Origin of the sequence: Actinoplanes sp. NPDC048791 (assembly GCF_040650095.1) — a bacterium.
Classification (GTDB): domain Bacteria; phylum Actinomycetota; class Actinomycetes; order Mycobacteriales; family Micromonosporaceae; genus Actinoplanes.
Genome location: NZ_JBEZGQ010000152.1, coordinates 1 through 12387, shown reverse-complemented (window position 1 = coordinate 12387; position 12387 = coordinate 1). Strand labels below are relative to the sequence as shown.

Annotated in this window: 10 protein-coding genes and 1 pseudogene; 7 read left to right on the top strand and 4 right to left on the bottom strand. The window is 70.9% G+C overall.

The genetic code is table 11. From position 1 onward, the window contains the following. Positions 1-94 precede the first annotated feature (94 nt). Both pulA and AB0C29_RS14365 read right to left on the bottom strand, forming a co-directional pair. Positions 95-3364 (bottom strand): pullulanase-type alpha-1,6-glucosidase, encoded by a 3270-nt coding sequence (gene pulA, locus AB0C29_RS14370; protein WP_360820107.1) that lies wholly within the window; start codon positions 3362-3364, stop codon positions 95-97. A 31-nt stretch (positions 3365-3395) separates the two neighbouring features. Next, the gene (locus AB0C29_RS14365) at positions 3396-3785 is read right to left on the bottom strand and encodes a hypothetical protein (RefSeq protein ID WP_360547696.1); all 390 of its coding nucleotides are present in this window, start codon (positions 3783-3785) and stop codon (positions 3396-3398) included. A gap of 188 nt (positions 3786-3973) precedes the next feature. On the opposite strand from AB0C29_RS14365, the gene acnA reads away from it, so the two are divergent. The 3 genes from acnA (at position 3974) to AB0C29_RS14350 (ending at position 7879) form a co-directional block, all read left to right on the top strand. After that, positions 3974-6760 carry an aconitate hydratase AcnA gene (acnA, locus tag AB0C29_RS14360; RefSeq protein ID WP_360820104.1) on the top strand — a complete coding sequence of 929 codons (2787 nt, stop codon included), beginning with the start codon at positions 3974-3976 and terminating at the stop codon, positions 6758-6760. A gap of 102 nt (positions 6761-6862) precedes the next feature. Continuing rightward, on the top strand, positions 6863-7609 hold the full coding sequence (locus AB0C29_RS14355) for a response regulator transcription factor (RefSeq protein ID WP_360820101.1): 747 nt from the start codon (positions 6863-6865) through the stop codon (positions 7607-7609). 24 nt (positions 7610-7633) lie between these two features. Continuing rightward, positions 7634-7879 carry a DUF2630 family protein gene (locus tag AB0C29_RS14350; protein ID WP_360547702.1) on the top strand — a complete coding sequence of 82 codons (246 nt, stop codon included), beginning with the start codon at positions 7634-7636 and terminating at the stop codon, positions 7877-7879. Positions 7880-7943: 64 nt separating this feature from the next. Here AB0C29_RS14350 and AB0C29_RS14345 read toward each other — a convergent pair whose 3' ends face one another. Continuing rightward, positions 7944-8831 (bottom strand): RIO1 family regulatory kinase/ATPase, encoded by an 888-nt coding sequence (locus AB0C29_RS14345; RefSeq protein WP_360820110.1) that lies wholly within the window; start codon positions 8829-8831, stop codon positions 7944-7946. A gap of 185 nt (positions 8832-9016) precedes the next feature. Beyond that, positions 9017-9664 (bottom strand): HAD family hydrolase, encoded by a 648-nt coding sequence (locus tag AB0C29_RS14340; RefSeq protein ID WP_212993014.1) that lies wholly within the window; start codon positions 9662-9664, stop codon positions 9017-9019. Positions 9665-9826: 162 nt separating this feature from the next. On the opposite strand from AB0C29_RS14340, the gene AB0C29_RS14335 reads away from it, so the two are divergent. The 4 genes and pseudogenes from AB0C29_RS14335 to AB0C29_RS14320 form a co-directional block, all read left to right on the top strand. Further along, positions 9827-10405: a helix-turn-helix domain-containing protein gene (locus tag AB0C29_RS14335; RefSeq protein WP_360820097.1), complete on the top strand. Its 579-nt coding sequence runs from the start codon at positions 9827-9829 to the stop codon at positions 10403-10405. Positions 10406-10468: 63 nt separating this feature from the next. After that, a complete protein-coding gene (locus AB0C29_RS14330) occupies positions 10469-11389 on the top strand; it encodes a TIGR04222 domain-containing membrane protein (RefSeq protein WP_360820094.1) in 921 nt (306 codons plus the stop codon). Then, complete coding sequence (locus AB0C29_RS14325; RefSeq protein WP_360820091.1) at positions 11386-12204, top strand: DUF692 domain-containing protein; 819 nt, start codon at positions 11386-11388, stop codon at positions 12202-12204. Before AB0C29_RS14330 ends, AB0C29_RS14325 begins: the two co-directional genes overlap by 4 nt. Continuing rightward, positions 12201-12387 (top strand): annotated as a pseudogene (locus AB0C29_RS14320) (hypothetical protein); the annotation flags it as partial. The gene AB0C29_RS14325 and the pseudogene AB0C29_RS14320, both read left to right, overlap by 4 nt.

The following is a 12387-nucleotide window of genomic DNA, read 5'->3' as shown; positions in this document are numbered from 1 at the left end:
CTCAAGCCGGCCCACCCCGGCCGCTCAAGCCGGCCCACCCCGGCCGCTCAAGCCGGACCAGCCCGGCTGCTCAAGCCGGACCCGCCCGGGCCGCTCAGGCCAGGTCGGCGACGAAGACGACCACCGAGCGGGCCGGCACGCTCAGCGTGCCCCCCTCGGCCGTAGCCGTCCGCACCACCGGATCCGCCGAAGCCACCAGCTCCGGATGCAACTCCAGCCGCACCCCCGCCAACGCCGGCACGTGCTGCGTCGTCGAGGTATCGGTCGCGTTGAAGACCGCCACCACCGTGCTCCAGCGTTGGTCCAGCCCGGTCCCGTCGAGGCACATCACGATCACGCCGGGGCTTTCGTGCGGGCCGCCCAGCGGGAACGTCAGCCGCCGCTGGACCTCGTCCGCTGTGGGCAACCCGAAGACCGGCGACGAGCGGCGGATGCGCAACAGCTCGGCGTACCGGGCCGCGGTCAGGTCCATGATCTCCGCCGACGGGACCAGCGCCGGGTCGGCCAGCAGGGGCCGGGCCCACGGCCACTTGTCCTCGTTGTCCGGGGCCGGGGGCAGGCCCACGCCGAAGCCGTTGCCGTCGGCGCCGTTCCAGCGGATCTGGTTGAACCAGTCGCCCGAGTCGTAGGAGTTGCGGTCCAGCGACTTGGAGCGCAGCCGTTCCGTGCCGAGCGCCACGAAGCCGACGCCCTGGCCCAGCACCACCAGGGACAGCGCCAGGACCTGCATGCGGGCGCGGTCGATCATCGGCAGGGACTGCGGCAGCTTGAAGGCCATCGCGTCGTAGAGGATCTCGTTGTCGTGGGCGTCGACGTACGTCACGCACTCGCCCGGCGCGGCCGCGTACCCGCTGGGTGAGCCGTTGTAGTCGATCTGCGCGCCGCTGTGCTCGGCGCCGGTGTGGGTCACGAACCGGTACGTCGCCAGGCCGCCCGACAGGCCCACCTTGATCCGGTCGTGCACCGACAGGGGGGTGGCCGCGCCCAGCCCGGTGGCGAACCCCTGCTCCGACGGGTCGTCGCCGAAGGAGCCGCCGCCCCGGACCGCGTCGCGCAGCCGGTCGTTGAACGTGCCGATCCCGGTGCCGGCCATGTTGACCTGGGTGGCCTGCACGAACCGGGCGTCGTACGCGATCTCGCCGAAGTTCCAGCCCTCGCCGTACAGGTAGATGCCGGGGTCGATGTGATCGAGGGTGACCCTGGTCTCCAGGATGTTGGCCCGCGGGTGGTGTCCCATGAGGTCGAAGCGGAAGCCGTCCACCTTGTGCTCGCGGGCCCAGGTGACGATCGAGTCGATGACCAGCCGGCCCATCATCATGTGCTCGGGTGCGGTGTTGGAGCAGCAGGTGGATTCGGCGACCGTGCCGTCGTCGAGCAGCCGGTGGTAGTAGCCGGGGACGATGCGGTCGAGCACGCTGAACGGCGCCAGCCCGTCGGCCATCGTGTGGTTGTAGACGACGTCCATGATCACTCGCAGGCCGGCCGCGTTGAGGGCGGCGACCATCAACCGGAACTCCCGGATGCGGGCGCTGCCGGCGGGCTCGACGGCGAAGCTGCCCTCGGGGGTCGTGTAGTGCAGCGGGTCGTAACCCCAGTTGAAGCCGTCCTCGGTGGCGACGGCCATGACCGCGCGCTGCTGCTCGGGTGAGTCCGGCGGGAGGGCGGCCAGGTCGCACCTGGGCACCTCCTGGTCGGCGCGGCGGTCCGGCACGGTCGCGTAGTCGAAGGCGGGCAGCAGGTGCACGTGGGTGAGCCCGGCGTCGGCGAGCATCCGCAGGTGCCGCATCCCGGCCGAGTCGTCGCGGGTGAACGCCAGGTAGGTGCCGCGCTGCTCGGGCGGCACGGTGGTGTCGGCGATGGAGAAGTCGCGGACGTGCAGCTCGGCGATCTGCATCCGGGCCGGCGCGACCGGCGGCGGCTTGACCAGCGTCTCCCAGCCCGGCGGCTTGAGCTCGGGGTCGTCGAGGTCGACGAGCTGGCTGTGAGTGGAGTCGACCGACAGCGAGAGCGAGTACGGGTCGGTGACGCTGCTGGTCACCACGCGCTGCGCCGCCGGATGCCACACCTCGACCCGGAAGCGGTAGTAGCGGCCGAGCCACTTGCGTTTGCCGGCGATCGACCAGACGCCGGTCAGCGTGTCCCGGTCCATCGGCAGGACCTTCGGCTCGTCGTCGCCGGGTGTGCGGGAAAGCTCCAGCGCGACCGTGCGCGCGGTCGGTGCCCACACCGAGATGGCCGGCCGCTCCTCGTCCATGACCACGCCCAGCTCGGCGTCGGCGGCATCCGCGTACAGGTCGTCGAGCACGCCGGGCAGCTGGACCGCCGTCAGGACCGTGACCCGGCCGGCGTGGTCGCGGCCGACCGCGAGCAGTTGCCCGCGCAGCAGAAAGCCCAGCGCCGCGTCGCCCAGCTCCGGCACCGCGAAGGCGCGGTAGGCCCGCAGGTGCGGAAAGTGCCGGCTCTGGGCCTGGAACAGGCCGCCGGGGCGCGGGGTCAGCGGCAGGATGGTGCGTTCGCCGGTCAGCTCGTCGCCGTCGCGGCGCAGGCCGCCGTCGGGCGACGCGACCAGGGCGAAGCTCTCGGCCCGGTCGGCGAGCTGCGGCGGCAGGGCCAGCGTGGTGCGGTCGAGGAAGACGGCCAGGGCCCGGGCCGGGTCCAGCTCGGGACCGAGCGACCGTACGTCGGGCAGCACGGGCGCCGTGGTGCCCGAGAGCAGCCACACCTCGCGGCCGGCGGTCAGGTCGAGGCGCTGGTCGTCGGGCAGGTCCTTGACGTCACCGCGGTGCAGCACGAAGCGCAGGCCGACGGCATCGGGGCGGACCGGCACCCGGAACACCGCACCGAACGCGTCGAACGCGGCCGGGGCGAGCGGCGCGTGCCAGTGTGGCTTGGTGGGGGTGCCCTCCCAGGCGTGCACGCCCCAGCCGTCGTAGTCACTGTCGGCCCGCCGGTAGTGGATGACCGCGAAGTCGTCCTCCTCGGGAACCTCGGTGGTGTGGCCGGCCGCGGCGGCGCTGCGGTAGACCGTCGGGTCGCCCGGACGCAGCCAGATCTGCGGGGTGACGGCCGGGTCGACGTGCCGGTCGGTGGCCACGTCCTTGGCGCCGGTGTGATCGACCACCAGGAAGCCGACCTCGCGGGCGGCGTCGGCCAGCCGCACCCAGGCGAAACGGCCGTAGGAATCGGCACCGGCGAACGGGTGCCCGCCCGGGAAGCCGGTGATCGCGTCGGGGGCGATGTCACCCCAGGCGTGCAGTGACCAGTCGCCGTAGCCCTCGTCCTCGCGCCGGTAGTGCACGACCAGCCACTGCGGCCTGCTGAGTCTGGTCGGTGCCTCAGGCGAGGCGATCTCGATCGTGGTCACCTGGACATGATGGCACCGGGGTACGTCAGTTTCAGTGCGTCGCGATGACGGTGGTGATCCGCGGGCCGTTCGCGTCGACCCGGATCAGGTAGCGGTAGCTCTCGCCGGGCACGGCGTTGCCGAGGCTGTCGAGGTACTCCCATTCGACGGCGACCATCGCCAGCGCCGGGCTGAGCCGCTGCACATCGCGCAGCTGGGCGTGCGCCGCGACGATCTGCTGCTCCTTGTACGCCGGCGCGGCGCCGAGGAACGAGAGGGCCACCGCCGCCGGTGAGGCGAAGGTGAAGCTGTACGAGTCCGAGACCACCATGCCCGGCAACGCGTAGCAGCCGGCCACCGCCGAGACGTCGCCCCTGGTCAGGGCGGAGCCGTAGCGGTCGAAGAAGTCCGTGAGGTGGTCCAGATCCGTGGGTGCCTGCACGGGACGGTCAGTTCCCGTTGATCATGAGGAGCAAACCTCGGACCCGGGTTGCACCGAATAACAAGACGGACGTACGGTTTACGGAAGACGTGAACCCTGAGTTAGGACAACCTAACCGGCGGGCGGCCGTCACCGGTGGGACAGACTGATGAGGACTACTCACGGTCGCTGGGTGTGAAGGAGATGACGTGGCCAGCCTCGACACCTTTGGTGCGAAGAGCGAGCTACGCGTCGCAGACGCGAGCTACGAGATTTTCACGATCGACAAGGTCGACGGGCATGACCGCCTGCCGTACTCCCTGAAGATCCTGCTGGAGAACCTGCTCCGCACGGAGGACGGCGCGAACATCACCGCCGACCACATCCGGGCCCTCGGCGGCTGGGATCCCACCGCCGATCCGAGCGTGGAGATCCAGTTCACCCCGGCGCGGGTGCTCATGCAGGACTTCACCGGCGTGCCCTGCGTCGTCGACCTCGCCACCATGCGCGAGGCCGTCAAGGAGCTGGGCGGCGACCCGACCAAGGTCAACCCCCTCGCCCCGGCCGAGCTGGTGATCGACCACTCGGTCATCGCCGACCTGTTCGGCCGCGAGGACGCCTTCGCCCGCAACGTGGAGCTGGAGTACCAGCGCAACCGCGAGCGCTACCAGTTCCTGCGCTGGGGCCAGACCGCGTTCAACGAGTTCAAGGTCGTCCCGCCCGGCACCGGCATCGTCCACCAGGTCAACATCGAGTATCTGGCCCGGACGATCATGGCGCGTGCAGAATCGTCTGGAGTCATGCAGGCGTACCCGGACACGGTCGTCGGCACCGACTCGCACACCACCATGGTCAACGGCCTGGGCGTGCTGGGCTGGGGCGTCGGCGGCATCGAGGCCGAGGCCGCGATGCTCGGCCAGCCGGTCAGCATGCTGATCCCGCGGGTCGTCGGCTTCAAGCTGCACGGCGAGATGCCGGCCGGCACCACCGCCACCGACCTGGTGCTGACCATCACCGAGATGCTCCGCGAGCACGGCGTGGTCAGCAAGTTCGTCGAGTTCTACGGCCCCGGCGTCAGCGCCGTGCCGCTGGCCAACCGGGCCACGATCGGCAACATGTCGCCCGAGTACGGCTCGACTGTGGCGATCTTCCCGATCGACGACGAGACGATCAAGTACCTCAAGCTCACCGGCCGCTCCGAGCAGCAGGTCGCGCTGGTCGAGGCGTACGCGAAGCGCCAGGGCCTGTGGCACGACCCGGCCGGGGAGCCGAACTACTCCGAGCGCCTCGAGCTGGACCTGTCGACCATCGTGCCCTCGCTGGCCGGCCCGAAGCGCCCGCAGGACCGCGTCCCGCTGGACCGCGCCAAGCCGATGTTCCGCGACGCGCTCGCCAACTACGTCAGCGCCGTGGGCCCGGCCGACGAGGCCAGCGAGGAGTCCTTCCCCGCCAGCGACCCGCCGGCCAACCACGAGAATTCCGACGCCGACAAGCCGCACGTCTTCAGCGCGGCCGACGGCGCCACCGGGCGGCCCTCCAAGCCCACCCGGGTGGTCGGCGAGGACGGCACCGAGTTCGAGCTGGACCACGGCTTCGTCGGCATCGCCGCGATCACGTCCTGCACCAACACGTCGAACCCGCAGGTCATGATCGGCGCCGCGCTGCTCGCCCGGAACGCCGTCGACAAGGGTCTGAACCGCAAGCCGTGGGTCAAGACCACGCTGGCTCCGGGCTCCAAGGTCGTCATGGACTACTACGACCGGGCCGGTCTGACGCCGTACCTCGACAAGCTCGGCTTCAACCTGGTCGGTTACGGCTGCACCACCTGCATCGGCAACTCCGGCCCGCTGCCCGACGCCATCTCGGCCGCGGTCAACGAGGCGGACCTCACCGCGGTGAGTGTGCTGTCCGGCAACCGCAACTTCGAGGGCCGGATCAACCCCGACATCAAGATGAACTACCTGGCCTCGCCGCCGCTGGTGGTCGCGTACGCGCTGGCCGGCACGATGGACCTGGACATCACCACCGAGCCGCTGGGCACCGGCTCGGACGGCCAGCCGGTCTACCTCGCCGACATCTGGCCCAGCGCCAAGGAGATCGACGAGGTCATCGCCGCCACCATCGGCGCGATCGGGTTCAGCACGGCTTACTCGGACGTCTTCGCCGGTGACGAGCAGTGGCAGTCGCTGCCCACGCCGGAGGGCAAGACCTTCGAGTGGGCGCCGGAGTCGACCTACGTGCGCAAGCCCCCGTACTTCGAGGGCATGCAGGCCGACCCGTCCCCGGTGACCAACATCGCCGGCGCGCGGGTGCTGGCCAAGCTGGGCGACTCGGTGACCACCGACCACATCTCGCCGGCCAGCTCGATCAAGGCCGACTCCCCCGCGGGCAAGTACCTGGCCGAGCACGGGGTGCCCAAGCACGAGTTCAACTCGTACGGCTCCCGGCGCGGCAACCACGAGGTGATGATCCGCGGCACGTTCGCCAACATCCGCCTGCGCAACCAGCTCGTCCCGGGCGTGGAGGGTGGCTTCACCGTCAACCACCTGACCGGCGAGCAGAGCAGCATCTACGACGCCTCGGTGGCGTACAAGGAGGCCGGCGTCCCGCTGGTCATCCTGGCCGGCAAGGAGTACGGCTCCGGCTCGTCGCGCGACTGGGCGGCCAAGGGCACGATGCTGCTGGGCGTACGCGCGGTCATCGCCGAGTCGTACGAGCGCATCCACCGCTCGAACCTGATCGGCATGGGCGTGCTCCCGCTGCAGTTCCCGCCCAAGACCAACGCGGAGTCGCTGGGCCTGACCGGCACCGAGACGTTCACCATCACCGGCGTCGAGGCGCTCAACGACGGCGGCATCCCGTCGACCGTCAAGGTGCTGACCGACACCGGTGTGGAGTTCGACGCCGACGTCCGGATCGACACCCCCGGTGAGGCGGACTACTACCGCCACGGCGGCATCCTGCAGTACGTGCTGCGCAAGATGCTGACCAGCTAGGCCCTGTATGTGCTGTAGAACACCCCGTTGTCCACCGGATGACGGGGTGTTCTTACATATGAAGAACACGTTTCGAAACATGCGTGCCGCACGCTGAGGCCCATGGAGATCCTGCTGCTGGCCACCCGCCCCGGCGCCGCTGCGGAGGATCGGGCGCTACCGGCGCTCGATCTGCTGCGGCACTCGCTGCGGGTCGGCACCTTCGACGTCCAGTCCCTGCTCTCCGGCGCCGACCCCGATGTCGTCCTCGTGGATGCGCGCCGCGACCTGCTCGAGGCCCGTGACCTGTGCCGGATGCTGCGCGCCACCGGCCTGCGGGTGCCGCTGCTGGCCGTCGTCGAGGAGGCGGGCCTGATCGCGATGGCCGCCGACTGGGGCCTGGACGACGTGCTGCTGACCCACGCCGGACCGGCGGAGGTCGAGGCCCGGCTGCGGATGACCACCGGACGGGTCTCCGGCAGCACCGCGGGCGGGGCGAGCGGCACGGTCACCGCCGGCGAGCTGGCCATCGACCCGCAGACCTACTCCGCGCGGCTCAAGGGCCGCCAGCTCGACCTCACCTACAAGGAGTTCGAGCTGCTCAAGTTCCTGGCCCAGCACCCGGGCCGGGTGTTCAGCCGGGACCAGCTGCTGCGTGAGGTGTGGGGCTTCGACTACTTCGGCGGCCACCGCACCGTCGACGTGCACGTCCGCCGGCTGCGGGCCAAGCTCGGCAGCGAGTACGAGTGCATGATCGGCACGGTCCGCCAGGTCGGCTACAAGCTGGTGCTCCCGCCGCAGCAGACTTCTCGCGCGCTGACCGGTGACTGGGCCGAGCCGGTCGCGCCGCGCGTGCCGCTTGATCTGTGAAACCCGTGTGCAAGGCTCTTGGTCATGGATGACAACACTGTGCTGGGCCGGATCAACGGCCTGGTCGAAGAGGAGCACAAGCTCCGCCAGCAGCTGAGCCGCGGCGAGATCACCAGCGACGAGGAGCACGCCAAGCTCAAGGAGCTCGAGGAGTCGCTGGACCAGTGCTGGGACCTGCTGCGCCGCCGGCGCGCTGCCCGGGAGTTCGGCAACAACCCGGACAGCGAGCAGGCCCACAGCACCAGCGAGGTCGAGGGCTACCTTCAGTGACGCGGCCCCGGCCGCGGCCACCGCTTGTCCGGCGGCCGCGGTCCGGGCTGCCTGCCCCGGGACGTCACAGCAGTCCCGCTTCGTAGCTGAGGCGTTCGATCAGCCCGTCGGCATCCACCGTCAGGCCGCGCGCGGTGAACCAGCTCGCGACGTTGCGCACGTCGCGGGCCAGGAACTCGGCGCCCTGCGGGTTGGCGATCAGATCGACGATCTGCGGCATGTCGATGATCACCAGCCGCCCCTCGTGCACCAGCGTGTTGTACGGCGACAGGTCGCCGTGCGCGATCTGGGTCCGGGCCAGCACGCTGAGCGCGTCGGTCATCTGCCGCCACAGGTCCTCGAGCCCGTCGCGGTCGGTGCGCACCTGGGCCAGCCGCGGCGCGGCCTCCCCGGTCTCCCAGTCGCCGATGAACTCCAGCATCAGCTCGGTGCCGATGAGCTGCACCGGGTACGGCACCGAGATCGTGCCGCCCTCCTGACCGGCCTGCCAGAGCCGGGACAGCGCGCCGAACTCGGCCGCCGCCCACTGCCCGGCGATGAGCTCCTTACCGAACGCGGTGCGGTTGGTCATCGCGCGCATCTCCCGGGACCGGCGCACCCGGCGTCCCTCGAGGTAGCCCGCGTCGCGGTGGAAGAGCCGGTGGTCGCCGTCGCGGTACCGCTTGGCCGCGATCATGCTGGGCTGCTGGTCGGTGCCGGGCACGGCCCGCCGGACCAGGAAGACGTCCGCTTCCTTGCCGGTCTTGAGCATGCCCAGCTCGGTGTCCACCGCGGCATGCTCGGTGCGGACCCAGTCGGGGCGGGGATGGGGGCCGTGCAGGGCGCCGTCCCACGTCGACCAGCGGTCGCCGGTCTCGGGCAGGTCGGGATCCTCGGCCAGAGCGGGCTCGAGCTTGCCCGTCTTTACGAAGTCGGCGTCGTCGTCGTCGAACTTGCGGCGGCCGCGGCGCATGGTTGCCGGGCCGAAAGCGTCGTGCTCTCGCACTGGAGGGTCTCCTCGGAGAAGAAAGAAAGAACTGGAACCTGGGCATGGCGAAGGACAACGACAGCCATGAGGTTCACCCCCTTCTTCTCGAGAAACCTGCGGATCACGTACGGGATGCACTCTCCCGGGCGTCACCCGGTCGCGCAACCGAATTAACGGGCGGCCATCACCGCGGACAGTCCCTGGATCACGTTGCCGACCACCCGGGTCGGCGCGAACCGGTTGTCGATCCAGTCCCGGCCGCGGTGCAACCACACGCTGGGTAGTCCCATCGCGGCGGCGCCACCGATGTCCGCCTCCGGGCTGTCCCCGACGATCCAGGCGCCGCCGAGACGCATCCGGACCCGCTGGGCGGCCAGCGCGAAGATGCGCGGGTTGGGCTTGCTGACGCCGGCCTGCTCGGAGATGACCCAGTCGGCGACGTACCGGTCCAGCCCGGTGCGCCGGATCCGGGTCTCCTGCTGCTCGTGCGGGCCGTTGGTGACCACCACCGGGACCCACCCCGCGTCCCCGGCGATCTGCAGCGCACAGGCCACCAGGGGGTCGAGGCGCTCGTAGGCCAGCGGGCCCTCGTGCAGCTCCTCGAGCAGGTCGATCGACGGGATGTCGAGCTGGTAGCGGTCGCGGATCAGATCGGCCAGGTCCCACCGGGAGGTGAGGCCGTCCGCGTCGACCGACAGTAACCAGTCGAGATCGTCCTGCGGCGCCGCGATCTCGTCGAGAAAACCTTTCGCCCACAGACGGAACGCACCGCTGCGGTCAAGCAGGGTGTCGTCCAGCGCGAGGAAGACGAGAGGCACCCGCGCACTGTACGTGAGTGAATACGGGCACCGACAGTCCAACAGTGTTAACAAAGGGAGGGCCGGATGACGCTTTTGGCACCATGCGAGACGGATCTCGATGGGCTGGCAAGCCGTACGTACGGATTGCAAGCGTCCGAACCGGCGTGACACGATCGCAGCGTGCCCAGGGTAAGCCAGGACCAGCTCGACGCCCGCCGCCACGAGATCCTCGCGGCGGCGCGCGGGTGCTTCGCCCGATACGGGTACGAGGGCGCCACCGTCCGCCGCCTCGAGGAGGCCACCGGGCTTTCACGTGGCGCGATTTTTCACCACTTCCGCGACAAGGACTCGCTGTTCCTCGCCGTCGCGGAGGACGACGCCGCCGCCATGGTCACCACGGTCCGCCGCAACGGCCTCGTCCAGGTGATGCGCGACCTGCTCGAGCAGGCCCGGACCAGCGACGGCGACACGGCCGGCTGGCTCGGCAGCCAGCTCGAGGTCTCCCGGCGGCTGCGCACCGATCCGGCCTTCGCCAAGCGCTGGGCCGAGCGCTCCGCCGCGATCGCCGAGGCCACCCGCGAGCGGCTGGAACGCCAGCACGAGGCCGGTGTGCTGCGCGACGACGTGGGCGTGGAGGTGCTCACCCAGTTTCTCGAGCTGGCGTACGACGGGCTGGTCCTGCACCTGGCGACCGGCCGCCCGGCGGGCGAGCTGAGCCGGGTCCTGGACGTCGTGGAGGAAGCTGTCCGCCGGCCGTGACCCGAACGTTGCACTGACCTGCACAATGAGGTCCAGCAACTACACAAGCTCGGGAGGTCGGACATGAATCTCGCGGCGCAGGGTGACACCTGGGGCATCCCCGGACCGGCTTTCCTCGTCCTCTATTTCACCGTGATCATCTCGGTGCTGATCCTCTCGGCCATCCACCGGCGCGTGCTGTTCTCCGGCAACCGCAGCGCCCCCGTCGGCCGGCTCGGCCCGCAGCAGGTCGCGTACCTCAGCGGCGGCGACCAGCTCGCCGTCTACGCCTCGCTGGGCGGGCTGCGCGGCGCCGGGGCCATCACCGGCGGCCCGGGCAAGACCCTGCAGCAGTCGGGCCCGATGCCCGCCGGGACCACCCCGCTGGACTCGGCGGTCTACAACGCGGCCGGCCGGCGCCTGCGGGCCCGTGACCTCACCGGTGACCAGTGGGTCGTCGCGGCGGTACGGCAGCTGCGCGAGGGCCTGGAGGCCCAGGGCCTGGCCGTGACCCCGGCCAAGCTCAAGGCGGCCCGGGCCTGGGCCCTGGTGGGCGCGCTGGTGGTGCTGGCCGGCGTGGCCCGGCTCGTCGACGGCCTGCAGAACGACAAGCCCGTCGGCTTCCTCGTGGTGGCCATCGTGATCGCCTTCTTCCTGACCATCATGTTGCTGACCCGCCGCCGCCGCGCGACGCACGCAGCCGACAAGGGCCTGCGCGCACTGCGTCAGCAGCACGCCTACCTCGCACCGCACCAGTCCCCCTCGTACGCCACCTACGGCGCGACGGGCGCGGCGATGGGTGTGGCCCTGTACGGCACCGCGACGCTCTACACCATGGACCCGGCCTTCGCCGCCGACGCGGAGGTCCAGCGCATCAACGCCTACAACAACAGCGGCTCGTCCTCCGGCGGCGACTCGGGCAGTTCCTCCTCGTGCAGCAGCGGCAGCTCGTCCTGCGGCGGTGGAGGCGGCGGCTGCGGCGGTGGAGGCGGGTGCGGCGGATGACCACCGCGTACGGGGTGGGCATCGGCTGGCGGCCCGAGATCGGCGGCTTCGTCGCCCAGCTCCCCGGCCTCAGGTTCGCCGAGGTGGTCGCCGAGTCCGTACACGCCCACGGTGACCTGCCGGTGGGCCTGGCCGAGCTGCGCGACCGCGGCGTGGCCGTCGTGCCGCACGGGGTGAAACTGTCGCTGGGCGGCGCGGAGCCGGTCGAGCCGGCCCGCGTCACCCACCTCGCGGCGGTGGCCGAGCGGCTGGGCGCACCCCTGGTCAGCGAGCACATCGCATTCGTCCGCGCGGGCGGCGTGGAGGCCGGCCACCTGCTGCCGATCCCGCGCAGCCGCGAAGCCGTCGACGCGGTGGTGGCCAACGTGAAGCGCACCCAGGCGGAGCTGTCGGTGCCGATCGCCCTGGAACCCATCGCGGCCCTGTTCGACTGGCCCGACGACGAGCTGGACGAAAGCGCGTTCCTGACCGAGATCCTGGAACGCACGGACGCCCTGCTCCTGCTGGACGTGGCCAACGTCTACGCCAACGCCCTCAACCGCGGCACGGACCCGCTGACCCTGCTCGACCGGCTGCCCCTGGACCGGATCGCCTACGTCCACGTGGCCGGCGGCGCCGAACACGACGGGATCTACCACGACACCCACACCGACGCGGTCCCCCAGCCGGTGCTCGACCTGATCACCGAACTGTGTGCCCGGCACCGGCCACCGGCACTGATGCTGGAACGCGACGGCGACTACCCGTCGGCGGCGGAGCTCACCGGCGAACTCGACGCGATCGCCGCCGCCTCCGGCTACCCGAGGGTGACATGACGTCGCTGGCGGAACGGCAGGCCGAGCTGGTGGCCGCACTGACCGGCGGGGCCGCCGTACCCCCGGGGTTCGACGCCCGGCTCGTCGAGGCCGCGCGGGTCGCGCTGCTCAGGAAGCGGGCCGGTGAGGTCGCGCGGCAGTGGCCGGATCTGGTGCACGCGCTCGGTGCGGGGTGGTACAGGC

Excerpts from the sequence above, each read along its gene's own strand:
- AB0C29_RS14355 (WP_360820101.1), top strand. The coding sequence starts at position 6,863 with ATGGAGATCCTGCTGCTGGCCACCCGCCCCGGCGCCGCTGCGGAGGAT.
- AB0C29_RS14350 (WP_360547702.1), top strand. The coding sequence starts at position 7,634 with ATGGATGACAACACTGTGCTGGGCCGGATCAACGGCCTGGTCGAAGAG.
- AB0C29_RS14345 (WP_360820110.1), bottom strand. The coding sequence starts at position 8,831 with ATGCGCCGCGGCCGCCGCAAGTTCGACGACGACGACGCCGACTTCGTA.
- AB0C29_RS14330 (WP_360820094.1), top strand. The coding sequence starts at position 10,469 with ATGAATCTCGCGGCGCAGGGTGACACCTGGGGCATCCCCGGACCGGCT.
- AB0C29_RS14325 (WP_360820091.1), top strand. The coding sequence starts at position 11,386 with ATGACCACCGCGTACGGGGTGGGCATCGGCTGGCGGCCCGAGATCGGC.